This is a genomic window from Limnohabitans sp. 103DPR2, assembly GCF_001412575.1.
In the GTDB taxonomy this organism is placed as follows: Bacteria; Pseudomonadota; Gammaproteobacteria; order Burkholderiales; family Burkholderiaceae_C; genus Limnohabitans_A.
The window spans coordinates 1,884,490-1,910,275 of the sequence record NZ_CP011834.1; the positions used below are offsets into that span (position 1 = coordinate 1,884,490).

General features: G+C 52.5%; 22 protein-coding genes. 2 read left to right on the forward strand and 20 right to left on the reverse strand.

The window, feature by feature from the left end; translation table 11 throughout:
* Nucleotides 1-84 precede the first annotated feature (84 nt).
* From der to L103DPR2_RS09170, 12 genes are all read right to left on the reverse strand, one after another.
* Nucleotides 85-1,425, reverse strand: coding sequence for a ribosome biogenesis GTPase Der (der, locus tag L103DPR2_RS09115; RefSeq protein ID WP_055360806.1), 1,341 nt, complete (start codon nt 1,423-1,425; stop codon nt 85-87).
* A gap of 20 nt (nt 1,426-1,445) precedes the next feature.
* Nucleotides 1,446-2,576, reverse strand: a complete 1,131-nt coding sequence (gene bamB, locus L103DPR2_RS09120) for an outer membrane protein assembly factor BamB (RefSeq protein ID WP_055361956.1) — start codon at nt 2,574-2,576, stop codon at nt 1,446-1,448.
* 2 nt (nt 2,577-2,578) lie between these two features.
* Nucleotides 2,579-3,244, reverse strand: a complete 666-nt coding sequence (locus L103DPR2_RS09125) for a YfgM family protein (RefSeq protein WP_055360807.1) — start codon at nt 3,242-3,244, stop codon at nt 2,579-2,581.
* A 13-nt stretch (nt 3,245-3,257) separates the two neighbouring features.
* Complete coding sequence (gene hisS, locus L103DPR2_RS09130) at nt 3,258-4,589, reverse strand: histidine--tRNA ligase (protein WP_055360808.1); 1,332 nt, start codon at nt 4,587-4,589, stop codon at nt 3,258-3,260.
* A 5-nt stretch (nt 4,590-4,594) separates the two neighbouring features.
* Nucleotides 4,595-5,866, reverse strand: coding sequence for a flavodoxin-dependent (E)-4-hydroxy-3-methylbut-2-enyl-diphosphate synthase (gene ispG, locus L103DPR2_RS09135; protein WP_055360809.1), 1,272 nt, complete (start codon nt 5,864-5,866; stop codon nt 4,595-4,597).
* Entirely contained in the window at nt 5,863-6,543 is a 681-nt protein-coding gene (locus tag L103DPR2_RS09140; RefSeq protein WP_055360810.1) for a helix-turn-helix domain-containing protein, read from the reverse strand. The genes ispG and L103DPR2_RS09140 overlap by 4 nt, the downstream gene beginning before the upstream one ends.
* Nucleotides 6,536-7,243, reverse strand: coding sequence for a hypothetical protein (locus L103DPR2_RS09145; protein WP_156339881.1), 708 nt, complete (start codon nt 7,241-7,243; stop codon nt 6,536-6,538). Before L103DPR2_RS09145 ends, L103DPR2_RS09140 begins: the two co-directional genes overlap by 8 nt.
* An 89-nt stretch (nt 7,244-7,332) precedes the next feature.
* Entirely contained in the window at nt 7,333-8,484 is a 1,152-nt protein-coding gene (rlmN, locus tag L103DPR2_RS09150) for a 23S rRNA (adenine(2503)-C(2))-methyltransferase RlmN (protein WP_055360812.1), read from the reverse strand.
* 57 nt (nt 8,485-8,541) lie between these two features.
* Nucleotides 8,542-8,967 carry a nucleoside-diphosphate kinase gene (gene ndk / locus L103DPR2_RS09155; protein WP_055360813.1) on the reverse strand — a complete coding sequence of 142 codons (426 nt, stop codon included), beginning with the start codon at nt 8,965-8,967 and terminating at the stop codon, nt 8,542-8,544.
* Nucleotides 8,968-9,138: 171 nt separating this feature from the next.
* A complete protein-coding gene (locus tag L103DPR2_RS09160; RefSeq protein WP_442915077.1) occupies nt 9,139-10,371 on the reverse strand; it encodes a pseudouridine synthase in 1,233 nt (410 codons plus the stop codon).
* Nucleotides 10,343-11,068, reverse strand: a complete 726-nt coding sequence (scpB, locus tag L103DPR2_RS09165; protein ID WP_055360814.1) for an SMC-Scp complex subunit ScpB — start codon at nt 11,066-11,068, stop codon at nt 10,343-10,345. The genes L103DPR2_RS09160 and scpB overlap by 29 nt, the downstream gene beginning before the upstream one ends.
* Before the next feature lie 146 nt (nt 11,069-11,214).
* The gene (locus L103DPR2_RS09170) at nt 11,215-12,192 is read right to left on the reverse strand and encodes an RluA family pseudouridine synthase (RefSeq protein WP_156339882.1); all 978 of its coding nucleotides are present in this window, start codon (nt 12,190-12,192) and stop codon (nt 11,215-11,217) included.
* 70 nt (nt 12,193-12,262) lie between these two features.
* Between L103DPR2_RS09170 and L103DPR2_RS09175 the strand changes: the two genes are divergently transcribed.
* Entirely contained in the window at nt 12,263-13,060 is a 798-nt protein-coding gene (locus L103DPR2_RS09175) for an outer membrane protein assembly factor BamD (protein ID WP_055360815.1), read from the forward strand.
* Here the strand turns inward: L103DPR2_RS09175 and L103DPR2_RS09180 are convergent.
* From L103DPR2_RS09180 to L103DPR2_RS09215, 8 genes are all read right to left on the reverse strand, one after another.
* Nucleotides 13,014-15,074, reverse strand: coding sequence for an ATP-dependent DNA helicase (locus tag L103DPR2_RS09180; RefSeq protein ID WP_055361958.1), 2,061 nt, complete (start codon nt 15,072-15,074; stop codon nt 13,014-13,016). The genes L103DPR2_RS09175 and L103DPR2_RS09180 overlap by 47 nt on opposite strands.
* On the reverse strand, nt 15,074-15,433 hold the full coding sequence (locus L103DPR2_RS09185; RefSeq protein WP_055360816.1) for a hypothetical protein: 360 nt from the start codon (nt 15,431-15,433) through the stop codon (nt 15,074-15,076). Before L103DPR2_RS09185 ends, L103DPR2_RS09180 begins: the two co-directional genes overlap by 1 nt.
* Nucleotides 15,430-16,527: a cell division protein ZapE gene (gene zapE / locus L103DPR2_RS09190; RefSeq protein ID WP_055360817.1), complete on the reverse strand. Its 1,098-nt coding sequence runs from the start codon at nt 16,525-16,527 to the stop codon at nt 15,430-15,432. Before zapE ends, L103DPR2_RS09185 begins: the two co-directional genes overlap by 4 nt.
* An 86-nt stretch (nt 16,528-16,613) precedes the next feature.
* Nucleotides 16,614-18,041: a dihydrolipoyl dehydrogenase gene (lpdA, locus tag L103DPR2_RS09195; protein ID WP_055360818.1), complete on the reverse strand. Its 1,428-nt coding sequence runs from the start codon at nt 18,039-18,041 to the stop codon at nt 16,614-16,616.
* A gap of 19 nt (nt 18,042-18,060) precedes the next feature.
* Nucleotides 18,061-19,314: a 2-oxoglutarate dehydrogenase complex dihydrolipoyllysine-residue succinyltransferase gene (gene odhB / locus L103DPR2_RS09200; RefSeq protein WP_055360819.1), complete on the reverse strand. Its 1,254-nt coding sequence runs from the start codon at nt 19,312-19,314 to the stop codon at nt 18,061-18,063.
* Between the two features lie 44 nt (nt 19,315-19,358).
* On the reverse strand, nt 19,359-22,229 hold the full coding sequence (locus tag L103DPR2_RS09205; RefSeq protein WP_055360820.1) for a 2-oxoglutarate dehydrogenase E1 component: 2,871 nt from the start codon (nt 22,227-22,229) through the stop codon (nt 19,359-19,361).
* A 223-nt stretch (nt 22,230-22,452) separates the two neighbouring features.
* Nucleotides 22,453-24,348: a propionate--CoA ligase gene (locus L103DPR2_RS09210; RefSeq protein ID WP_055360821.1), complete on the reverse strand. Its 1,896-nt coding sequence runs from the start codon at nt 24,346-24,348 to the stop codon at nt 22,453-22,455.
* 131 nt (nt 24,349-24,479) lie between these two features.
* A complete protein-coding gene (locus L103DPR2_RS09215) occupies nt 24,480-25,091 on the reverse strand; it encodes an isochorismatase family protein (protein ID WP_055360822.1) in 612 nt (203 codons plus the stop codon).
* Nucleotides 25,092-25,159: 68 nt separating this feature from the next.
* Between L103DPR2_RS09215 and L103DPR2_RS09220 the strand changes: the two genes are divergently transcribed.
* Nucleotides 25,160-25,750 carry a C40 family peptidase gene (locus L103DPR2_RS09220; RefSeq protein ID WP_055360823.1) on the forward strand — a complete coding sequence of 197 codons (591 nt, stop codon included), beginning with the start codon at nt 25,160-25,162 and terminating at the stop codon, nt 25,748-25,750.
* Nucleotides 25,751-25,786 lie beyond the last annotated feature (36 nt).

A 25,786-nucleotide genomic window follows, 5' to 3' on the forward strand; every position in this document is an offset into this window, starting at 1 on the left:
CCGTGTTCTGAAATGAATTAAGGGTTTTACCTTAACACAAGCTTGGAAGGCATTGAGAATTGCAATCTTTAAAAACCTTACAAATCAGTCCGAATCTTTGTCGGCGTAGGGATTTTGCGACGTTTTCATCTCAATTCGAAGGGGTGTCCCCGAGAGGTCAAAGTGCTTTCTAAAGCGCCCCTCCAAGTAACGCTTGTAGGTTTCAGTCACATGCTCCAGTGAATTGCCATGAATCACAATGACCGGCGGATTCATCCCGCCTTGATGGGCATATCGCAGCTTGGGACGGAACATACCGCCACGCTGTGGACTTTGGAACTGCACCGACTCCAACAGCAATCGTGTCAAAACCGGTGTGGACATTTTGACCATGGCAGATTTGTGCGCCTGGGAAATGGACTTCCAAACAGGACCCAGACCTTGACGCTTTTTGGCAGAAATGGTGTGCAGGTTGGCAAACTTGAGGAATGGCAATCGGTTCTCGATGGAGCGGTGCACCAATTCACGCTGGTACTCATCAACGGCATCCCACTTGTTCACTGCCAAGACCACGGCTCGACCGCTTTCCAAAATAAATCCGGCAATGTGGGCGTCTTGCTCGGTCACACCCTGTGTGGCATCGAGTAACAGCAAGACAACATTGGCAGATTCAATGGCTTGCAAAGTCTTCACCACGGAAAACTTTTCAATGGCTTCAAAAACCTTGCCTTTGCGCCGCAGACCCGCCGTATCGATCAGTTCAAATTTTTGACCATCGCGCTCAAATGGAACCGTGATGGCGTCTCGCGTGGTGCCAGGCATGTCAAAAGCGACCAAGCGCTCTTCTCCCAACCAAGTGTTGATGAGCGTTGATTTGCCAACGTTGGGGCGCCCCGCCACTGCCAGTTTCACGATTGTCGTGTCAACTTCTGAATCTTCATCGTCTTCAGGCAACATGAGCGGGTCCAGCGCCAGCTCGACCAAGCTTCTGACGCCTTGACCATGTGCGGCCGATACAGGAATCACGTCACCCAGACCCAATTCGTAAAACTCACTGATTTGGACGCCTTCTCGCATGCCTTCGGCTTTGTTGGCCACCAACAAACAGGGCTTGCCAATTCTTCGAAGGTATTTGGCGATGTCGTGATCTTGCGCTGACACACCAGCGCGAGCATCCACCACAAACACAACCACGTCAGCCTCTGCGACAGCTTGTTGCGTTTGTTTGGCCATTTCTTTGTAGATACCAGAACTGGCGTCGGGCTCGAAACCGCCTGTGTCAATGACGATGTACTCGTAGCGGCCCTGCCGGCCTTGGCCGTAATGACGATCGCGGGTCAGTCCTGCAAAATCGGCCACGATAGCATCGCGACTTTTGGTAAGACGGTTAAAGAGCGTGGACTTGCCTACATTGGGGCGTCCGACCAAAGCCAGTACGGGTTTCAAATCAATCTTTCAGTTGGGTGTTAGTTGGCACGCAGGGCTTGAACCAAGCCACTCTTCGTGATCACAACCCAAGTTTTTCCATGAGGAACGGGCGGCATGGCAATGCCAGAAGCATCGATTTGTATTCGCGCAAGCGTTTGTCCATTGCCTGCATCCATCCAATGCAACCAACCCAAATCATCGCCCACCACCAACTGTCCATCGGCTGCAACTGGTGCAGTCAGGCCACGAAAACGCAAGGCTTCAGATTGCCACAAGACTTGACCGCCTGCACGGTTCCAAGCCACCAATTTGCCGTCGGACTCAGCACCAAAAAGAGCTGCCTGTGAACCACTCACACCGACATGACCTTGTGAAGCACGGGTCCAAAGGTTGCTTCCTCTTTGTGCGTCAACGCAGGTCACTGAAGTTTGGAAAGCACGCGCGCAAACGACGTTGTTCACGCGCGAAACACCCGAGACCAAGTCAACCAAACGTTCAACTTCGTTCGTGCCGCGGGATGAACCAATGGTGACCTCCCAACGTGTGACGCCATTGCTTGGGTTCATGGCCACCAGTCGACCTGAAAGACCCACCAGCAAGTTGTCTTGATAACTGGTCAAGATGCCCGCTTGCTTCAGGACCAGGGCATCACCCGTGCGCTGCTGACTCCAAAGCTTTTGGCCCGAAGCGCCATCAAAAGCGATCACAGTTCGATCAGCTGTGAGTACAAAAACACGGCCACCTGCCACCAAGGGCGCAGTGAAGGACAAAGCTGGCAACTTCACTTTCCACAAAACTTTGGCATCGGCAACTGTCACCAACTCGTTGGACTTGGTGATGACAGACAGGCGATTGCCATCGGTTCCAACACCCGCAGACAGCGATGTGTTCAATGCGAAGCGCCATGCCTCGGTGCCTGTTTCAGCATTCACCAAACTCAGCAAACCATTTGCGCTTGCAAGGGCCAATTGAGTGCCGTTCAATTGAGCTGTGAGAGGCGCAGAGACGGGTCCGATCTGAGTTGACCAAAGCTTGCTGACGCTAAGCTGCTCCTTGAAATCGCCCAAGGCTGTGGGCGTCGGCTTGTCTGGCGTGCTTGAACAAGCACCCAAGAGCAATGCCGTGGCGGCAAAAGCTGCGAAAGCGACTAATCGTTTGTGAAGTGACATGGTCATTTCGTCGCACCCTTGGCGAGGGTTGGATCAAAACCCAAAGCATTCAATTTGGCCGCAACCAAACGGCGGTATTCAGCATTGTCTGCAAGCTGCGTCCATGCGTCCGAATAAGCTTTGACTGCTTCTGCAGGTTTGTTTTGAGCAACACCAATGTCACCCTGGACATCAGCCGCCAAGCCTGCAAAAGCTGGTGTGAAAGGCTTGGACAATGTTTTGAGTGCTTCATCGTAGGCTTTTTGCTGCGCTTGCAAATTGGCCAATCGAATGCGAGCCAATTGAGCGCTGGCCTCATCGGCTGCATTCTCGCTGGCCCATTTCAAAGCAGACTGAGCTGCTTCCATCTTTTCATTTTGTTGAAATACTTTGGCCGCCAAAAGTGCTGACTGGGCTGCATAGGTGGTTTGTGGGAAACGCTCTTTCATGTCCCCCCAAGAGCGCTCCAGTTTGGCAACGTCACCTGATGCAGCTGTACGTTCGACTTCATCAAATAAAGCGGATGCCTTGGTCGCCTGCTGGCGTTGCCAATACTGGTAACCATTCCAGCCGACATAGGAACCCATCACGGCAATCAGCACCCAGGTTATGGCATTGCCGTATTGCTTCCAAAAGTGCTTGAGTTCGTCAAGTTGTTCTTGTTCTTCGAGGTCGAGATGTGAGGACATATTCAGCTTTGTATCAAGAGGTCAATTGTAGGCTGTGTGCCCAAGCACCCAGGTTTTCCAATGATTCTGTTCTTTGTGCGCCACCGCCGTCCCGCAGTGACTTCACAGAAACCGTGTTTTGAGCCAGCTCATCGGCCCCAAAAATGAGGGCGAAATGTGCGCCACTGGTATCGGCTTTCTTGAATTGGCTCTTCATGCTGCCAATTCCCTCACCCGATCCCGCATGCATTTGAACGTGGACACCCAAGGCGCGCAATTGACGCAAGTGCTTCAAGACAACTGGCAAGCTTTGCGCATCAGGCACGATGGCATAGGCGTGTGGTACGGCCGTGGGCACTGCTGCCCCCTGCTCTTCCAGCAATGCCAAAACCCGCTCGATGCCCAAAGCCCAACCCACCGCCGGCGCAGGCTTGCCACCGACTTGCTCGATGAGATAGTCGTATCGACCACCGCCACAAACCGTGCCTTGAGAACCGAGTTGATCGGTGATGAATTCAAACACCGTCAAGTTGTAGTAGTCCATGCCCCGCACCAAGCGGGGGTTCAAAGAATATTGAACGCCATTGGCGTCCAAGATTTGCCGCAAGGCATTGAAATGCGCCAAAGACTGCTCACCCAAAAAGTCCATCAAGCGAGGCGCGGCTTCAACCACATCCTTCATGGCTGGATTTTTGGTGTCCAAAATTCGCAATGGGTTGGAATACAGACGGCGCTTGGCATCCTCGTCCAACACTTCTTGGTGTTTTTCGAAATGTGCAATGAGCGCTGCGCGGTGAGCCAAGCGCTCGGGCGGTTGGCCCAAACTGTTGAGCTCAAGGCGAACATCTTTCAAGCCAATGGCTTTCCACAAATCGTGGGCCAGCAAAATCACTTCTGCATCAATTTCAGGACCCTGAAAGCCCAAGACTTCTGCGCCAATTTGATGGAACTGTCGGTAGCGCCCGCGCTGGGGACGTTCGTGACGAAACATGGGGCCCATGTAGTAGAGGCGCTTACCGCCTTCGTAGAGCATGTTGTGCTCAACTACAGCACGTACCACACCCGCTGTACTTTCGGGCCTTAATGTGAGGGCCTCACCGTTGAGCCTGTCTTCAAAAGAGTACATCTCTTTTTCGACAATGTCAGTGACCTCACCCAGGCCACGCACAAACAAGGCGGTAGGCTCGACGATGGGCGTGCGAATGTTCCGATAGGCATAGCGCGCCATCAAATCTCGTACGGTGCCTTCTAACCATTCCCACTTACCAGACTCACCTGGAAGGATGTCGTTCATGCCTTTGACGGCAGTGAGTTTTTTGAAAGCTGCAGCCTTGGGGCTGGCCTCGATCGATTTCTTGTCAGACATAAAATTCAATGGGCAGTGCTTGTGGTGTTGCCAAACCTTTGCTCGATGTACTTAGACACCAGTTCTTGAAATTCTTGGGCAATGTTGTCACCCCGCAAGGTGAGTTTCTTTTCGCCATCAATGAAGACCGGTGCAGCGGGTGCTTCGCCTGTGCCAGGCAAACTGATGCCGATGTCGGCATGCTTGCTTTCGCCGGGGCCATTCACGATGCAACCCATGACGGCCAATTTTAAGTTCTCAACGCCCGGGTATTGCGAACGCCACACCGGCATTTGTGCACGTAAAAAATCGTCGATTTGTTTGGCCAATTCTTGGAAAGTGCTGCTGGTGGTGCGGCCGCAACCAGGACAGGCGGTCACACTGGGCACGAAAATTCGCAAGCCCAGGGACTGCAAAATTTCAGAGGCGATGACCACCTCTTGCGTGCGGGCTTCTCCGGGCTGGGGCGTCAGTGATACACGGATGGTGTCACCAATGCCTTCTTGCAGCAAAATGGACAAGGCTGTGGCAGATGCCACGGTGCCTTTGGTGCCCATACCGGCTTCGGTCAAACCCAAATGCAAAGAATAGTCAGTGCGTCGGGCCAACTCTCGATAAACAGCAATCAAATCTTGCACGCCAGAAACTTTGCAAGACAAGATGATTTGCGAGCGTGCCATGCCCATTTCATGGGCTTTGTTGGCAGAGGTGATGGCCGAAGTAATGAGTGCCTCGTACATCACTTGACGAGATTCCCAAGGCGTTGCGCGTTGGCTGTTTTGGTCCATCAACGAAGCCAGCAATTCTTGGTCCAAGCTACCCCAATTGACGCCAATGCGAACGGGCTTGTTCCACTTCATGGCCGCTTCAATCATTTGGCCAAATTGCAAATCATGCTTGTCGCCCTTGCCCACGTTGCCAGGGTTGATGCGGTATTTGGACAAGGCTTCTGCGCACGCAGGATGATCGTTCAACAAGCGATGTCCGTTGTAATGGAAGTCGCCAATAAGGGGAACATCAATGCCCATTTTGTCGAGTTGATCGCGAATGTGCGGTACGGCCTCAGCAGCTTCAGGTGTATTGACGGTCAAGCGCACCATTTCAGATCCCGCCAGAGCCAATTCCTTGACTTGAATGGCTGAGCCAATGACATCCACCGTGTCTGTGTTGGTCATCGATTGCACACGTACCGGTGCATTGCCACCCACCGTGACAATGCGTTGCCCCCATTGGACAATGGCTTGCAAACTGCGTCGAGGCAAAGGTGAGGCGGCTGGAATAGCGACGGGCTCTTTCATTTGTTTGTCTCTGATGGCGGGTTGGAAGAAGATGGGCTTGCAGTTGACGTGGATCCAGCCGTGGGCGTTGCAACTGAGGGGGATGTCGCAACAGGCGGCGCAACAGCCGACGGCGTTGCGCTGTCGTACACCATGGCTTTGGGCAAATCTGTTTGTGCCGCATCCGTTGAAACGGGCTCTTGAACCGGCGGCATGGTTGGCACCACCTCGTTGGTTACAAACAGACTGTCCAGGTTGAATGAAGTCACAATCCAACGCGTGCCAAAGACCAAACTTGAGAGAATCAAGAGTAAAGCCAATAGCCCCAGTTTCAATCCCATTCCCATGGAATTGGGATTGGAAGCGCTGGGACTTGACTGATACGAAGGCGAAGTGTCTGCCCCCAAAATATGCAATGGCTTCAAACCATTGGTGGCGGCTGGCATCAGGGCCAACACGGGATCAGGATCAATTTTGACAAAACGACACACCTTGGCAGCCAAGGCACGGGCAAAAACGGGGCCCGACAACAATTCAAACTGGTCAGCTTCAAGCGCCTCAAGCTGTTTGATCGAGACTTTCAAATTGACTGACAACACAGCCATGTGCACTCCTGCACGCTCACGACCCGCTTTGATCAATGCACCTGGCGAAGCGGGCATCAGCGGCATGACGGCGTCTTTCAAGGATTCAGTCATGAGATGCCTCCACTTGGTATGCGCGCCATTGCACTGAATTTGAAAATAGAAGTCCTAACATCTTGCCCCAATGGTTCTTTTTAACTGCTTGATTTTGCCGTTGTGCGAGTTGCACAGACAACCATAGCGATTGTGCACTGACAGAGGGAGAATCGTTCACTTTGTCTAGAATTTTCTCAGCTTCTGCGTCTCTTCCTAGCTGAATTTTGAGACTGGCCAAAACAAGCGCTTCAGAAATAAAGCTGGGCTGACGTTGGAACGACTCATTCATTTTCAAATGCGCCGCTTCCCATTGCTGGTTTTGAAGCAAACAAATGCCCCACATCCACAAGCTTTTGTCTCTTTCCAAACCCTCAGAATGGCGTTGCGCCAGCTCAAATTTCAAAAAAGCAGACTCAAAAAGCCCCTGTTCGCATTCAAAAACGCCCCAGTTATGGGCAATTTGAGCACTTCGAGGCGCTAAATGACTGGCTTTCTGGAAAAAACTGCCCGCCAAGGCCAAACGACCTTGTTTTTGATAAATAACCGCTTTCAGCCCAAAAGCCTCGGGCAGTTGAGGCGAAAGTGTCAAGACTTGGTCTGTTTCCAGCATGGCCAGCGAGAACAGTTCTGCATGCAAATAAGCCGTTGCCAAAGCCAAACGCGCTTGAATTTGGGCGTCTGTCTGGGCTTTTGCAGGGATCGCCAGAAGGAGGCTCAATGACAGAGAAAGCAAACAGTTTGAAAGCAAATGCAAGAGCCCAATGCCAAAACCCCCCTTCAATGAGGGGGTTGGCAAGCTGTAAGGCATCAAGACAGATCGGGTTTTGGGGTTGTGGGTTTTGAAACCCACTGAACCGGCACTGCGCGCTGCTGGGCAATCCGGCTGGCCACGTCGGTTCGATCTTTGACATCACCCGCCAGTTGACCGCAAGCCGCATCAATGTCATCGCCCCGCGTCTTTCGAACTGTGGTAACAAAACCTGCTTGGATGAGGACTTCAGCAAACTTGGCGACAGTGACATCGTCTGACCGCAACAATCCAGATTCTTTGAAGGGATTGAAGGGAATCAAGTTGAATTTACAACGCAAACCCAGCGCGGCATGGCGTTTGATCAACTGCACCAATTCTTGTGCGTGTACAGGTTGATCGTTCACGCCCTTCAACATGCAATATTCAAACGTGATGAAATCGCGTGGTGCTTTGGCCAAATAAAGCGTGCACTCGGAAAGCAATTCATCCAAAGGATATTTGCGATTGAGAGGGACCAAATTGTCTCGCAGCACGTTGTTGGGTGCGTGCAAAGAAACGGCCAATGCCACAGGACAATCCTGAGACAAACGCGTCATCATGGGCACCACGCCCGAGGTCGACACGGTGACGCGACGCCTTGACAAGCCATAGCCGTGATCGTCGAGCATGGCTTTCAATGCGGGAACAAGGGCAGCATAATTTTGCAAAGGCTCGCCCATTCCCATCATGACCACATTGGAGATGACACGGTCAGTTTGCTTCAGATAATTGCGCAGAAAATGTTCGGCAAACCAAAGTTGCGCCAGTATTTCTGCAGTGGTGAGATTGCGGCTGAAGCCTTGATGTCCCGTTGAGCAAAACCGACAGCCTACCGCACACCCCGCTTGCGAAGAAACACACAAAGTACCACGGTCATCTTCAGGGATGAAAACGGTTTCTACAGCATCACCATTGCCCACATCAAACAACCATTTGATGGTGCCGTCTTTGGAAATTTGTTGAGAAAGAATGGGCAAAGCCGCCACATGGGCATGTACTTTGAGCTTTTCTCGGAGGGACTTGGCAAGGTCGGACATGTCGTCAAACTGGGACATGCCGCGCTGGTGAATCCAGCGAAAGAGTTGGGTGGCGCGAAAACGTTTTTCGCCCAGCCCTTCACAAAAAACGGCCAAGCCTTCAAGGTCAAAATCAAGAAGGTTGGCCGTCATCGCGGAAGAATGAAGTTTCTATGCCGCTGGGAAAGGGCTGAAAAAACTCAGCAGTTCTTAACGTGAGTAAACGTTCATGCCTGGGAAGAAGAAGCTGATTTCAACAGCAGCGGTTTCAGCGGCATCAGAACCGTGAACGGCATTGGCATCGATGCTGTCAGCGAAGTCAGCGCGAATGGTGCCAGGAGCAGCCTTCTTAGGATCTGTAGCGCCCATCAGGTCGCGGTTTTTCAAGATGGCGCCTTCGCCTTCCAAAGCCTGAATCATCACAGGACCGGAAATCATGAAGTCAACCAAATCTTTGAAGAAAGGACGCTCTTTGTGAACAGCGTAGAAGGCTTCCGCTTCACCGCGTGACAAATGTGCCATTTTGGCGGCGACAACTTTGAGGCCAGCAGCTTCGAAACGAGCGTAGATTTGACCGATGACGTTTTTAGCGACTGCGTCAGGCTTGATGATGGACAGTGTGCGTTCGATTGCCATGATGAGATTCCTCAAATTTATTTTAAAAATGGATCTTAAAAACTGAGTTTTTAAAGCGGGGTTGCACTAAAGCAAGCCTGCTATTCTAACCCGACCTAGGGGTTTCCCCATAGGTGAAAAGGATTTGTCAGCCAATGTGGGCTGCCCTTTGAAAAGCCGACTTCAAAAAGCTTAGCGGCTGCGTCCACCGTTGCGGCGTGGCCCCCCAGAGCGGCCGCCAGGTCCTTGTTCCTTGCGCTGCCGGCTGAAACTGTCGGCACCAATGTAGCCAACAGATGTTTTCATGGGGTCAGGTTGTCCGCCTTGGGCTTGACCACGTCTTTGGCCTCCTGCGCCTTGGCCAGGTTTTTTGGCGCCAAATGCACGATTGCGCGGATTTTGGGTTCGCCGACCCTCAGGACGTGCAGGTTTGGCCGTTAGGGCGTCCTCCACATCGCGTGCAGCACCCGCTTTGTTGGCGGCATGCGTTAGCGCACGAATGTCTGCTTCGTCCAGTTCCATGAAGGTGCTCCGGCGCAAGCCGTGAGGCAGGACCATGGCGCCGTAGCGAATGCGGATCAAGCGACTGACCGCATGTCCAACAGCCTCCATCATGCGGCGCACTTCTCGGTTGCGGCCTTCGGAAATGGTGACTCGGTACCAACAGTTGGAGCCTTCACCCCCGCCGTTTTCAATCGAGCCAAATTGGGCCATGCCGTCTTCCAACATGACACCGTCTAACAATTTTTGCTTTTCCTCGTTGCTTAGTGCACCCAAAACGCGCACTGCATATTCGCGCTCTAAACCAAAACGTGGATGCATTAAACGGTTGGCCAACTCACCTGAATTGGTAAACAGCAACAAACCTTCTGTGTTCAAGTCAAGGCGCCCCACAGACTGCCATTTGCCTTGCTGCAAACGCGGTAACTTGCGAAACACGGTGGGTCGGTTTTTAGGGTCATCGTGCGACACGATTTCACCCGCAGGCTTGTGATAAGCAATGACCCGGGGTGGCGGCGGATCAATGCGGACACGAATGGGACGGCCATTGACTTTGACCTGATCGCCAAACTGTATGCGTTGACCAATGTGCGCTGGCTCATTGTTCACAGAAATACGGCCCTCTAAGATCAACTGCTCCATCTCTAAGCGAGAACCTAAACCGGCTTGTGCCAAGACTTTGTGAAGCTTGGGCGACTCGGCTTGGGGCGCCAAGACACGCTTGGTTAAAAGGGGTGAAACAAGGCCTTCAGCCGCTTGGTCAAATTGTCCAGACACCACGTCTTCGATGGCGATCGGCCGGAAGATGTCGTGATCCACATCCTGTGGTTGAACTGCAGAATTGAGCGCTTCAGAACTGTCTGGCTCATTGGGCGAATCCGGTGCCTCAGGCAATTCAGTCATGGGGTGGGCTTTCTGGCGCATCCGCAGATGGCGCATGGGTGTCGGTAGGATCAATGGCTTCGGCTGCGTCATGGCTGAGGGAAGCCGTATCCACAACCGTATCTGCTGTCGTCTCAACTGCAACCAAGGCCTCATCCAAAGACAAGGAAGTTTGGGTACCGTCTTCGTCTGCTGGATTTAAAGTGGCCAACACAGCAGCTTGTCCTTCGACGCTGCTCAACAAAGGCAACTGGTCCAAGGATGACAAGCCCAAATCGTCAAGGAATTGACGCGTGGTTGCATAGAGACCAGGCCGTCCAACAGACTCTCGGTGACCAATCACCTCAACCCATCCGCGATCTTCCAACTGCTTCAGGATTTGGGTGTTGATGGTGACACCGCGAATGCCTTCCATGTCGCCACGTGTCACTGGCTGTCTGTAGGCAATGATGGCCAGGGTTTCCATGACGGCACGGGTGTACTTGGGGGGCTTCTCAGGATTGAGCCTGTCCAGATACATGCGAAGTTCGGGGCGACTTTGAAAGCGCCATCCAGTGGCGACAGAGACCAGTTCCAAGCCACGCTCGGCCCAGTCAAGTTGCAACTCTTCTAAAAGAACTTTAAGGGTGTCAGCGCCTAGAGCGTCTTCAAACAACACGCGCATGTCACGAACTGTGACGGGCTGTGTTGAGCAAAGCAACGCTGTTTCAAGGACACGCTTGGCCTGAGCCGTATTCATGGTGTCAGTCTTCCGGGATAAATGCGCATAGAGCGCGAACTGAAACGCACACGGTGTGAGGTAAAAAACCTACAAGGGCACAAGGCCACTCGGTGCGAGACATCAAAAGAATTCGAGCCATTCAGAAGAACCACTCGGGCCTGGAATCAGGTATTTTCATTGTAACTGAGCGACCAAGCCTTCAGCAAATCTTGAAAATCAAAGGGCAAGGCAGACTGAAAGCTCAGTTTTTCAGCAGTGATGGGGTGTTCAAAGGCGAGTTGCTCTGCATGCAAGGCCTGCCTTGGCATCAGGGGCTCTGCGCTACCGCCATAGAGGCTGTCGCCGACCAAAGGCAATTGAAGAGAGGCCATATGGACCCGAATTTGGTGCGTACGCCCCGTCTCCAGAATGCAACGCACCAAGACGCCCTGCTCACTTTGGGCCAGCACATGGAAATGGGTGGTGGCTGTTTTTCCCGAGTTTTTGGCCAAATCCACCACCGCCATGCGAAGGCGCTGCGCAGGATCGCGCCCGATGGGCAAATCCACAGTTTTTTGTTTAGAACCTGACCAAGCTTTGTCACTGATGGCCAAGTACTGACGTTTCACCTCCCGTGCCGCTATTTTTTTAACCAAGGCATCCATGACTTGGCGCGTCCTGGCCACCACCATCAGACCACTGGTGTCTTTGTCTAACCTGTGCACGATGCCCGCTCTGGGCAAATCCATCAATTGGGAATCAAGACCCAAAAGCCCATTCATCAATGTCCCTGACCAATGCCCAGGCGCTGGGTGAACCACCATGCCCACAGGCTTGTCAATGATCCGGAGGTGGGCATCTTCATAGACAACTTTCAGATCCATTTGCTCTGGCTTGAAGGCCTGAGACTGGGGCGTGGCCCTGAGTTCGATGGTCCAAGCCTCGCCGGCTTTGACCTTCAGCGATGATTTCAGGGCGGGCTGGCCAGCACGGGTGACGGCACCATCCTCTAAAAGCTGCTGCAAATAACTTCTGGAAAACTCAGGCACAGCAGAAACCAACAGGCGGTCGATCCGCTGCCCATGGAAATCAGGGCCCACCACGATGTCGCGAATCTCGACTTGCGGCGTATGAGCACCCTGCTCCGCCAAGGCTTCGTCCACAAGATCATCAGTCTCGTCTAGATCTGAGGGGCTCGATATAATCAATTTGGTTTATTTCCAAGGTTGCCAGATGTTGAAGATCAGATTATCGGTGCTTGCGCTTACGCTTGTTGGCTTGGCCGCCACATTCCTGACAGGATGTTCAAGCACGCCTGCTGATCCCACGGCGGCTTGGGCCCCCGAAAAGATTTACAGCGAGGCCCGTGATGAGGTCAATGCCGGGGCATGGGACCGCGCAGCCATGTTGTTCGATAAATTGGAAGGCCGCGCTGCAGGTACGCCATTGGCGCAGCAAGCTCAAATTGAAAAAGCTTATGCGCAATACCGCGCCACAGAAAAAGTGCAGGCCATTGCCACACTGGATCGGTTTCTCAAATTGCATCCCGCCAGCCCCGCCGTCGATTACGCCTTGTACCTCAAAGGCTTGGTTAATTTCAACGACAACTTGGGACTGTTCTCTTTCATTACCAAACAAGACTTGTCCGAGCGTGACCAAAAGGCTGCCAAAGATTCCTTTGAGTCTTTCAAAGAATTGATCACGCGCTTTCCTGATTCCAAATACAGCCCTGATGCACGCCAGCGAATGACCTACATCGTCAATTCACTGGCTTCCTACGAAGTTCATGTGGCGCGCTACTACTACAGCAAAGGTGCTTATGTGGCCGCCGTGAACCGTGCGCAATTGGCCATCACAGATTACCCGGGCGTTCCTGCCATCAAAGAAGCCTTGGACATTTTGATCAAGTCTTATGACGCATTGGGAATGCAAAACCTCAAGGAAGATGCCCAACGTGTATTGGACAAAAATTTCCCCACGCCTCCTACACCTGTGAATCAGAAGTCGGGATCGTGGTGGAAATTTTGGTGAGTTGAGTCAATGCCAATTCAAAATCTGCTTCGTTGCTGATTTTGCGCATGGGTGGCAAACAAGCCAACAGTCGTTTGCCATAGGACATGCCCGTCAGGCGGGGGTCACACACCACCAGCAAACCTGTGTCGGTTTCACTTCGAATTAAACGACCAGCGCCCTGCTTCAATGCCACTGCGGCCTCTGGCACGCTGTAATCTGAAAACGAGCTTTTCCCCATCAGTTCAAGGCGCAGTGAACGCGCCTCAACCAAAGGGTCGTTGGGCGGTGGAAACGGCAATTTGTCAATGACCACCAATTGAAGTGCGTCTCCTGGCACATCAAAGCCTTCCCAAAAAGAGGCTGAAGCGACCAACACACAACCCAAGCCGCCTTGGCTGGCGCCCTCCCTGAATCGCTCCATCAAGCGTCGTTTAGGGCCTTGGCCTTGCACCAAAATTTCCAATTCACCACTGTGCCCTAAAGAAGCAGTGAGGGCTTCACCAATATTGCGCATGGCATTCAAGGTGGTGGTGAGGACCAAGGTGCGGCCGCCCAATTGTCTGGCGTATTTTTCGACCCAACTGGCCACGCTGCGCGTGTGGTTGAAATCGTTGGGTTTGGGCATGCCCTGCGGCACATAAAGTGCAGACATCAACTCATAATCAAACGGACTGGCCACTCGAAGCTTGCGCGCATCCCCAAGTCCGCAAGGCTCGGTGAACCAGCGCATTTGCGCATCTTCACCCAAAGTGGCAGACGTGAAGACCCAAGCACGTTGCGCTTGAGTTGGTGAGGCTACATCTTGCGTTTTTTCAAGGCTTGGAGCCTGCTCAACACGCTGAATCATGTGCGTCTGAACCGCTCGCGAAATGTCCAGTGGAGACTCGACCAAGCGCATCTGAGTACCGACCTCCACCCAGCGAACTGAACCTTCAGCACAAGGCGCTTGGAAATCTTGTAACAACTTCAATTGCAAACCAACCCGTTCATGCAAGCGCACAAAGTCGGGGGCCATTTCGCTGACAGTGTCCAAGGCTGCTTGTGCGGCATTTAAGGCCACCTCCAATTGCGCCATGGCTGTGAGCCAGTCTGCCGTTTCAATCTCATCGGGAATGGGCTCTGCCCATCGCAAGCGAGAGCCGGGTCTGGCGTGTTGCGCCGTCAGGCGCAAATCGCGAGTGGACTTTTCGAGCACACTGCAAATGAGATTCCAATCAACCAAACCTCTGGCCAATTGCACACCCGCACCCAAAATATCGCGTGTCAATTCCAGCAGTTGGCTGGTGCTTAGGTGCCTACCTAAAAAATTGATGCCAATTTCGTTGAGTTGGTGTGCTTCGTCAAACACCACAGCTTGAACAGAAGGCAGCAGTTCAGCCATACCGGTTTCGCGAACATTCAAATCTGCAAAAAACAAATGGTGGTTGATGACCACCACGTCGGCTGCCATGGCTTCTTTGCGGGCAAGGTTCACATGGCAAGATTTGAATTGAGGGCACGGCGATCCCAAACAGTTGTCTCGATTGGAGGTGACCAATGGAATAACAGGTGATCGATCGTCTAGGCCAGACAGTTCTGACAAATCGCCCGTGCGCGTGGACTGAGCCCACGTTTCAATTTTGCTGAGTGCATGCGCATGAACGCGCAAGGAGGCATCGCTGCTTTGCCGCGCCTGCGACAAGCGCTGTGTGCACAAATAACTGCCACGACCTTTGAGCAAGGCCACTCGGATGGGCAGGTTGAATGCATCAATCAGTCTGGGAATGTCGCGTGAAAACAGTTGATCCTGAAGTGCTTTGGTGGCCGTGGACACTAAGGCACGTTGACCACTTAAAAGAACTGGTACCAAGTAAGCATAAGTTTTACCGACGCCGGTACCTGCTTCAACAACCAACTCGCCCCCTGCGGCGATGGTTTCAGCCACAGCCAAGGCCATCTCTGTTTGCCCTGCCCTCGGTTTGAATTGCGAATTGGCATTCGCCAAAACGCCTGTTGGCGTGAAGGCACTGGCAACTGATTCAATGTAAGAAATCAATTAGCGCCTTTGCTGCTGGCCTTGTCCGACAAGCGTTGTTGACGGTCTAGCTCTTTCAACTCTCGCTCTTTGGCATTGAGTTGAATCTCGCGTTGATCCAAAGGCGCCAAGGCTTGGTATTTTTGGCGTCTGGCGAGCGCCAAGCAGTCGTTCACCGCAAACTTTTGCCAGCAGGCTTTTGATGTGCTTTGAAATAGATCGAGAACTTGCTTTTTCTCTTGCTCAATGGCAGCCCGCTGCGCTTGAATGTCACCAAGCTCTGGTGCTGTGACATTGATTGACTGTGCACACACAGCAACACCGCCAAACAAGGCCAGCATGCCAATCAGGTGACGCAGTGGAAATGTCAATGTCATGTGATGTGCGTATCGACGGTTCGGTGTTCCAGTGCCAAAAATTCAGAAGACTGCATTTCATGCAAGCGTGAAATGGTTCGCGGGAACTCGTGGGCCAAAGGTCCTTCGGTGTAGAGCGCTTCAGGCTCTACCTCGGCGGAAAGGATCAATTTAACACGACGGTCGTACAGAACGTCGATCAACCATGTAAATCTTCTTGCTTCTGATGCTAAGCGGGGCGGCATCATGGGCACGTTACTCAAAAGAACGGTATGAAACTGGGTGGCAATTTCCAAATAATCGTTTTGAGAACGTGGTCCGCCACACAAGGCTCTGAAGTCAAACCAAACCACGCCACCGGCGCGTCGTTTGCTGGTGATTTCGCGCGCTTCAATGTGAAGAATCGGATCTTCATCAGGGCCACTGGCCAGTCTTGTAAAAGCTTCCGCCATTTCAGCATCAGCCTCTAAGCCCAATGGACAGTGGTAAAGCTTCACCATCTCTAGGGTACGGCGACGATAGTCGGTGCCATTGTCGACATTCAGCACTTCCATGCGCTGATTCAAGAGCGCAATGGCTGGCAGCAATCGATCTCGGTGCAAGCCATCGGGGTACAAATTGTCGGGTTTGAAATTGGAGGTGGTGACAAAGCTCACGCCATTTTCAAAAAGCGAGACCAGCAAACGGTGCAAGATCATGGCATCGGTAATATCGGCCACGTGGAACTCATCAAAACAAATGAGTTGGTAACGTTTCGCCATGCGTCGACCCAGTTCATCCAAGGGATTGACGGTGCCTTGCATCAAGGCCAACTCACGGTGAACTTCGCGCATGAACTCGTGAAAATGCAAGCGCGTTTTATCTTTGACGGGAACCGCGTTGTAAAAGCAGTCCATCAAAAAACTTTTGCCGCGACCCACACCCCCAAACATGTAAACGCCACGTGGCAACTCAGGTTTTTTCTTTAAAAACCGCAGCGGGCTTTTGATGCTTTCTTGATAAGCCGCCCATTCTTGCGCACAGCGCTCTAAAGCGTCCACGGCACGAAGTTGTGCAGGGTCCGCCTGGTAGCCTCTGTTCAGAAGTTCTTGGTCATAGGCTGAGCGAACGGACATGGGCAAATGCTTTGTTTGAATGGATCTTTGGAATGAGAAAACCCGGGACTGGCCCGGGCTTCGTAGTTTAACGAGACTTCAAAAACTTAGAAGTTCAAGGTCCGTTTGTCCACTGCCAAAGCAGCTTCTTTGGTGGCCTCACTCAATGAGGGGTGCGCATGGCAAATACGGGCAATGTCTTCAGCGCTGGCACGGAATTCCATGGCCACAACGGCTTCAGAGATCAACTCGCTGGCCATGGGGCCCACGATGTGAACGCCTAAGATTTCATCAGTCTTGGCGTCAGCCAAGAACTTGACCATACCGGTGGTATCACCTAAGGCACGTGCACGACCGTTTGCCATGAATGGGAACGTACCCGCTTTGTAAGCCACGCCATCCGCCTTGAGTTGCTGCTCAGTGCGCCCCACCCATGCAATTTCAGGGCTGGTGTAAATGACCCAAGGAATGGTGTTGAAGTTGACGTGTCCGTGCTGACCCGCTATGCGCTCGGCCACAGCAACGCCCTCTTCTTCGGCTTTGTGTGCCAACATAGGACCACGCACAACGTCGCCCACAGCCCAAACGCCTGGCAAATTGGTTTTGCAATCAGCGTCAACCACAATGGCACCGCGCTCATCCAATTGGAGGCCCACTGCTTCGGTGTTCAAACCAATGGTGTTGGGCACACGGCCAATGGAGACAATCAGCTTGTCTGCATCAATGCTCTGGGCTTCGCCCTTGGCATTGGTGTAGGCCACTTTGACGCCCTTCTTGCCGTTTTGAATTTCACCGACTTTGACGCCGAGTTCAATTTTCAAACCTTGCTTGTCAAATGCTTTTTTGGCTTCTTTGGCAATCTGCTCGTCCACTGCGCCCAAAAAGGTTGGCAAACCTTCGAGGATGGTGACTTCTGAGCCCAGACGACGCCAGACAGAACCCATTTCCAAACCAATCACACCGGAACCGATGAGCACCAATTTCTTGGGGACTGCGCCAACTTTCAAAGCGCCGTCGTTGGACAACACATTGACTTCGTCAAAGGGTGTACCTGGCAAAGCGCGTGCATTGGAACCTGTGGCCACAATGATGTTCTTGCCCACCAAAGTTTCGTTGGCTGCGCCAGTCACATTCACTTCGTAGCCACCTTCAACCGCTTTGCTGAATGCAGCGCGGCCGTGGAAAAAAGACACTTTGTTCTTTTTGAACAAGTACAAAATGCCGTCGTTGTTTTGCTTCACAACATTGTCCTTGCGGGCAATCATCTTGGCCACGTCCATGCTGACACCCTTCATCTCAATGCCGTGATCGGCAAAGTGATGGTTGGCTTGCTCGAAGTGCTCGGAAGACTGCAGCAAAGCTTTAGAAGGAATGCAACCAACGTTGGTGCACGTACCGCCAGGCGCTGGACCTCCTGCGGCGTTTTTCCATTCGTCGACGCACGCCACTTGGAAACCCAATTGGGCAGCACGAATGGCGGCGATGTAACCACCAGGGCCGCCACCAATGACGACCACATCAAATTGTTTGCTCATGCTTATTCCTAATCAGTTCTTAGATGTCAAACAACAAGCGTGATGGATCTTCCAACGCTTCTTTCATGGCCACCAAGCCCAAGACAGCTTCACGGCCGTCAATGATGCGGTGGTCGTAAGACATGGCGAAATAGTTCATGGGGCGAACCACGACTTGACCGTTTTCAACCATGGCGCGATCTTTTGTGGCGTGCACACCCAAGATGGCAGACTGGGGTGGGTTGATGATGGGGGTGGACATCATGGAGCCGAAGGTGCCGCCATTGGAGATGGAGAACGTACCGCCGGTCATGTCTTCAATGCCCAACTTGCCGTCTTTGGCTTTTGCACCAAACTCAGCAATTTTCTTCTCGATGTCGGCAAAGCTCATTTGATCGGCGTTGCGCAAAATAGGTACCACCAAACCGCGGGGTGAACCTACAGCAATACCAATGTCGAAGTAGCCGTGGTAAACGATGTCGTTGCCGTCAACGGATGCATTGAGCACAGGGAACTTCTTCAAAGCATGAACCGCAGCTTTGACGAAGAAGCTCATGAAGCCCAACTTAATGCCGTGTTCTTTTTCAAACTTGTCTTGGAAGCGCTTGCGCATTTCCATAACGGGCGCCATGTTGATTTCGTTGAATGTCGTCAAGATGGCATTGGTCGATTGCGATTGCAACAAACGCTCGGCCACACGGGCACGCAAACGTGTCATGGGCACGCGCTGCTCTGGGCGATCACCCAAGTTGACTGCAGGTGCCGCCACTTGTGGCAATGACGATGTGGGCACGCCAGTTGGAATAGACACTTGCGCAGCAGGTTTAGCACCACCGGCAACTGCGGACAACACATCACCCTTGGTGACGCGGCCATCTTTGCCAGAACCAGCAACAGAGCCAGCGGCCAAGTTGTTGTCGGCCATCAGCTTGGCTGCGGCAGGCATTGCCACACCCGCCATGCTGGTGCTTTGAGCAGCGGGTGCTGCAGCAGGTGCGCTGGCGGCAGGTGCTGGCGCAGCGGCGGCGGCAGGTGCTGCGGCAGCCACTTTGCCGTCTGTATCAATGCGTGCAATGAGTTGCTCAGCGGTGACGGTACCGCCGTCGCCCACCAAGATTTCAGACAAAACACCCGCAGAAGGTGCAGGCACTTCCAACACCACTTTGTCGGTTTCAATCTCGATCAAAATTTCGTCGGCAGCAACACTGTCGCCCACTTTCTTTTTCCATTGCAGCATGGTGGCTTCAGCCACGGACTCAGACAACTGCGGAACTTTAACTTCTACGATAGCCATTTCAATTCTTTCTAAATAGGTTCAATCGATGTTTGCGTCTGACCTTATTTGGTCAACACAAAGCCTTTGAGTTTGCCGAATGCGCCGTCGACCAAAGCTTTTTGTTGCTCTTGGTGGAGGTGTGAGTAACCCACAGCAGGCGATGCGGAAGCCGCACGACCGGAGTAACCCAGACGCTGACCTTCTGTCATGTTCTCGTGGATGTAATGTTGAACAAAGAACCATGCACCTTGGTTTTGTGGCTCGTCTTGCGTCCACACCAACTCTGTAGCATTGGGATACTTTTTCATTTCGGCAGCAAAAGCCTTGTGTGGGAATGGGTACAACTGTTCGACACGCAAAATGGCCGTGTCGTCAGCGCCCAATTCTTCACGCTTTTTCACCAAGTCGTAGTAGACCTTGCCTGAACACACCAACACACGTTTCACCTTGTCGGCCTTGAGTGCTTTGTTTTCGGGGATCACGGTTTGGAAGCCACCCTTGGTGAACTCAGACAAAGGTGATGTGGCATCTTTGTTGCGCAGCAAAGACTTCGGTGTGAAGATGATCAATGGCTTGCGCAAATTGCGAACCATTTGACGACGCAACACGTGGAAGATTTGGCTGGCGGTAGTGGGCTGAACGATTTGCATGTTGGTGTCGGCCGCCAACTGCATGAATCGCTCCAAGCGCGCAGAGCTGTGCTCTGGGCCTTGACCTTCATAACCGTGAGGCAACATGAGTGTTAAGCCATTCACACGGCCCCACTTCACTTCACCCGAAGCAATGAACTGGTCGATCACCACTTGTGCGCCGTTGGCGAAGTCGCCGAACTGGGCTTCCCAGATCACCAAGGTATTGGGGTCGTTGGAGGCGTAACCGTATTCAAAACCGAGCACTGCTTCTTCAGACAAGATCGAATCGATCACTACAAAGGGCGCTTGGTTTTCTGTGACGTTTTGTAAAGGCACATAAGTACCTGTGTCCCACTTTTCACGGTTCTGATCGTGAATCACAGCATGACGGTGCGTGAAGGTACCGCGGCCACAATCTTCTCCAGACAAACGGACGGGGTAACCGCTGGCCACCAAGGAGGCGAAGGCCATGTGTTCACCCATGCCCCAATCGACTGGTATATCGCCACGGCCCATGGCGGCACGGTTGTCATACACATTTTTCACCAATTGATGAGGTGTCACAGTGCTAGGCAAGGTGGTGATTTTTTCGGCAATGCGTTTCCATTCAGCCAATGGAATTGCCGTATTTCCAGCATCAGTCCATTTCTGATTCAAGAAAGGCGCCCAGTCCACAGAGAACTTTGTTTTGAAGTTGGTCAACACAACGTCTTCGTCGGTGTGCTTGCCCGCATCCAAAGCTGCCCGGCAGGCTTTGACCATGTCATCACCCAATGTGTCACCCAAGCCTTGTGCCGCCAAACGATCGGCAAACAACTTGCGCGTACCGGGATGTGCTGCAATTTTCTTGTACATCAACGGCTGTGTGAGGCTAGGCGTATCTTGCTCGTTGTGACCCAGTTTGCGGAAGCAGATGATGTCGAGCACCACGTCTTTTTTGAAGGTCATGCGGTACTCGAGCGCAATTTGCGTGGCCAACACAACAGTCTCTGGATCGTCTGCATTGACGTGCAACACAGGCGCTTCCACCATCTTCACGATGTCCGTGCAATACACCGTAGAACGCATGTCGCGAGGATCGGATGTGGTGAAACCAATTTGGTTGTTGATGATGATGTGAACCGTACCACCTGTAGAGTAACCACGGGTTTGGGCCAGCGCCAACGTTTCCTGGTTCACGCCTTGACCTGCAAACGCAGCATCACCGTGCACCAACACGGGCAGCACTTGCTTGCCCAGTGGGTCGGCACGGCGGTCCATACGGGCACGCACAGAACCTTCAACCACAGGGTTCACAATTTCAAGGTGTGAAGGGTTGAACGCCAATGACAAGTGAACAGGGCCACCGCGTGTGCTGATGTCAGAGCTGAAACCCTGGTGGTACTTCACGTCACCTGCTGGCAAATCTTCGGGCGCTGTGTGATCGAATTCAGCAAACAAATCCTTGGGCAACTTGCCCATGGTGTTGACCAACACATTCAAGCGACCCCGGTGGGCCATGCCAATCACGATTTCTTGAACGCCTTTTTCACCAGCGGCTTGAATCAGTTCATCCATGGCGGCGATGAAAGTTTCGCCACCTTCCAATGAGAAGCGTTTTTGTCCAACGTATTTGGTGTGGAGAAAACGCTCCAAACCTTCTGCCGCTGTCAAGCGTTCGAGGATGTGTTTTTTCTGGTCTGCATTGAAGTTGGGCTTGCTGCGAATGCTCTCCAACTTTTGTTGCCACCAGCGCTTTTCAGCTTGCTCGGTGGTGTACATGAATTCGGCGCCCAAAGTGCCGCAATATGTTTCGCGCAAAGCATTGAGCAATTCGCGCAGGGGCATGGAATTTTTACCAAAGAAAGTGTTGCTGGTGTCAAACACGGTTTCTTGGTCGGCATCGGTAAAGCCATAGAAGGCTGGATCGAGGTCGGGAATGTTGGGGCGCTCAGTGCGCTTCAAGGGGTCAAGATCGGCCCAGCGTTGGCCCACATTGCGATAAGCCGCAATCAACTGCTGTGCAGCGGTCCGCTTGCGACCCATTTCGGCATCGGCACTGGCCATGACGACTTTGGTGCCACCTTGTTTGGCGCGTTCGGCAAAAGCATTGATGACGGGCAAATGGGGAACGTCTTTGGCAGATGAACCATCGACTGCAGGAACGTGTTGCAAGGCGTCGAAGTATTCGCGCCAGCTGTCGGGAACGCTGCCTGGATTGGCCAGGTAGTTCTCGTACATTTCCTCAACGTAAGGCGCATTGCCTCCGAAGAGATAGGTATTGCCTTGGTAGGCGGTGTAGACGGATTTAGTCTCACTCATATTTCGCTGACCTTCGCTCCCCTTCAGGGAACATTAGTTGGTTGAATTACCTTCCGCGACACGGCTGAACCGGTTGGCGGATGCGACTGTGGCATGGGAAGGGCCTAAGTAACTCGCGGATTATCACATTGATTCTTGGTCCGCGGGTGGTTTTTATGTGAAAACGGGGAAAATTTGCATCCTCCCCGTCAGTCATATGTCAGCCAAGCTTAGAAAAAACATCTTATGTTTTGACCAAATCAGAAATTTGGAGCAAGGCACTTGGGTCGTCCATGGTGGTCAAATCGCCAGGGTCGCGACCTTCACAAACCGCCTGAATCGCACGTCGCAACAGTTTGCCGCTGCGCGTTTTAGGCAACACGGCCACAAAACGAACGCGTGCCGGTCTGGCAACAGCTCCCAAGGAATTGTCGACCACCTTCATGATCTCGCCTTCAAGCTTCAACAAAGCAGGCGCATCATTCAGCAGCGATCCGTCTTTGAGTACCGCAAACGCCATGGCCACTTGACCCTTGAGGTTGTCGGCCACGCCCACCACGGCCACTTCGGCCACAGCGGCATGACCTGAAATACTCTCTTCAATTTCGCGGGTGCCCAATCGGTGACCCGCCACATTGATCACATCGTCTGTACGGCCCAAGATGAAAAAGTAACCGTCTTCGTCTTTGATACCCCAGTCAAAAGTGGAGTAAACCATCTTGCCGGGTACTGTGGTCCAGTAGGTTTTGACGAAACGATCATCGTCACCCCACACGGTTTGCAAGCAACCGGGTGGCAAGGGACCTTCAATGGCAACCACACCTTTTTGGTTGGGCTGCGTGAGTTCTTCACCCGTTTGATCGTCCAGCAGTTTGACGTCATAGCCATAGACCGCTTTGCCAGGTGATCCAAACTTGCTGGGCGTTTTTTCAATGCCGTTACAGACCGTCAAAATGGGCCAGCCCGTTTCGGTTTGCCAGTAATTGTCGATGATGGGTTTGCCCAGACCTTCTGAAATCCATTTGGCCGTCGGTTCATCCAAGGGCTCGCCTGCCAAGAACAATGCCTTCAAGCTGGACAAGTCGTATTTGCTCAGCAGCGCAGGATCTTGCTTTTTCAAAACGCGAATGGCTGTGGGTGCACTGAACATCACGGTCACTTTGTATTTCTCAACCAAGCTCCACCAAATGCCGCCGTCGGGTCTTGTGGGCAGACCTTCGTACATGATGGTGGCCATGCCTCCAATCAAGGGACCATAGATGATGTAGCTGTGGCCGACCACCCAACCAATGTCGCTGGTACAGAAAAAGGTTTCGCCGGGTTTGCCGCAGAAAATATTGGGAATGCTGGAAGCCAATGCGACCGTGTAACCACCTGTGTCACGCTGCACACCTTTGGGCTTGCCAGTTGTACCCGATGTGTACAAGGTGTAGCTTGGGTGCGTCGAATCCACCCATTCACAAGGCACCACATCATTCAAATGTTGGTCGCGCAAGTTCGCCCAAAGCAAGTCACGACCCTCTGTCATGGCCATTTTGGCAAGGCCACGGTCTACCAATAAAACAGAGTTGGGTTTGTGCGCAGACAAACGAATGGCTTCGTCCAACAAGGGCTTGTATTCAACCACTTTGCCGCCGCGTGAGCCTGCATCGGCACTCACAATGACTTTGGGGCTGGCATCTTCAATGCGAGAAGCCAAAGAACCCGACGCAAAGCCACCGAATACCACGGAGTGAATGGCACCAATGCGCGCACAAGCCAACATGGCAAAGGAAGCCTCTGCAATCATGGGCATGTATATCAAAACACGATCACCTTTTTTGACGCCCAATGACAAGAGCGAAGCAGCCATGCGCTGAACTTCGGCATGCAATTGCTTGTAGGTGTAGGTGACTTCTTGATCTGTTTCGGTAGAAATAAAGATCAAAGCAGCTTGATCGCCACGGTCTTTTAAATGCCGGTCAATTGCGTTATGGCAGAGATTGGTTTCGCCCCCCTTGAACCATTTGGCAAAAGGTGGATTGCTGTAATCACAAATTTCTTGAGGCGGTTTGTGCCAATCGATTTGCTTGGCTTGTTCAGCCCAAAACGCATCACGGTCCTGAATGGAACGTTTGTGAAACTCTGCATATTGACCCATGGTGTCTCCTAAAGCCGCTCAATCGCAGCAAGCTGCAATACATTGCTGGCGAGCTTTGGACACACTTTAAGTCAGCCGGTCTCGCCTTCTGAATTCATAATTATTCATGAGGGACTTGCGGCAAACTGACTTTAAGTCAGCGCTTTGACCCAAGACTGAACTTCTTTGAAGTCAGGATTTTCTGCAGAACGAAGCCATTCGAAGATCACCATCTCGGTGGTGAGCAGCTCAGCGCCTGCGCCTGCCAAGCGGTCAAACGCTGCGTCACGGTCTCGGTCTGAACGAGACGCACAAGCATCGGTCACGACCCACACATCAAACTCATCTTCTAGCAAATCCAAAGCGGTTTGCAACAAACAAATATGGGCTTCGCACCCGGCGATGACAACAGAGGGACCGACCTCAGGCTCAACGGGCTTTTGCAAATGTCTTGGCAAACTTCTGGCATTGCCTTTGGTAACAGCCGGCGCGGGCGGGCTCAGCCATTCACCAAGCCCTTCTTCAACGGCGCTGAAAGCCATTTTTGAAAGCACACGTTTGCAATGTTGTCTGATTTCAGGGCTTGTCTCACCCAAACCTGATGGGTTTTGCTCTGTGGCCCAAACCGGAACTTGCAGGTGTTTGGCTGTTTTGGCCAGTAACTCTGCACGCTGCCACACAGCTTGTGCGTCTTTCATGGCAGGCATCAGTTTGATCTGGTAATCCACCAAAACCAATTGGGAAGCTTCGACTTCTAGCAACATGGTGCAACTTTCTTAGGAAAAACGGGTTCACTCGCGAATACCGTTTGAAGGCATTAAACTGAGCAACTATGAGATGGATTCTATGTGGATTGGTAATCTGGACAACAGTCGCCGTTTCGGCGCCCGTTGAAGACGACCTCGACCGCATGCTCAAAGAACGCGGTTTGATCAATCAGATCACCGATCAATTGTCTCAACAAATCTCAAATCAATTCAGCGGCCCCTTACAAACAGCCCGCAGCACCTTTGGCGGCAAAGCTTCTGAATTGGTCATTCAAGCCATGGGTTTACTGGGTGTCCCGTACAAGCGCGGCGGCATGTCCGAAGAAAAAGGTTTTGATTGCAGCGGCTTTGTGAGGCACATGTTTGAAAAGTCTGTCGGCTTGGTCTTGCCTCGCAGGGCCGAAGAACAAGCCAAAGTGACCGAAGAAATTAATCGCAGTGAACTCAAGCCAGGCGACTTGGTGTTCTTCAACACCATGAAACGCACGTTCAGCCACGTCGGCATCTACGTTGGCGACGGCAAGTTCATTCACGCACCCAGACCAGGCAAAGCTGTGCGCGTCGACGACATGCGCGAAGCTTATTGGCAAAAGCGTTTCAATGGTGCACGCAGGGTTCAATCCGACAAGCTTCAGGCTGAACCCGCTCAGAATTGACAGAAATCTCACTTATCAAAAAACCGCCCGAAGGCG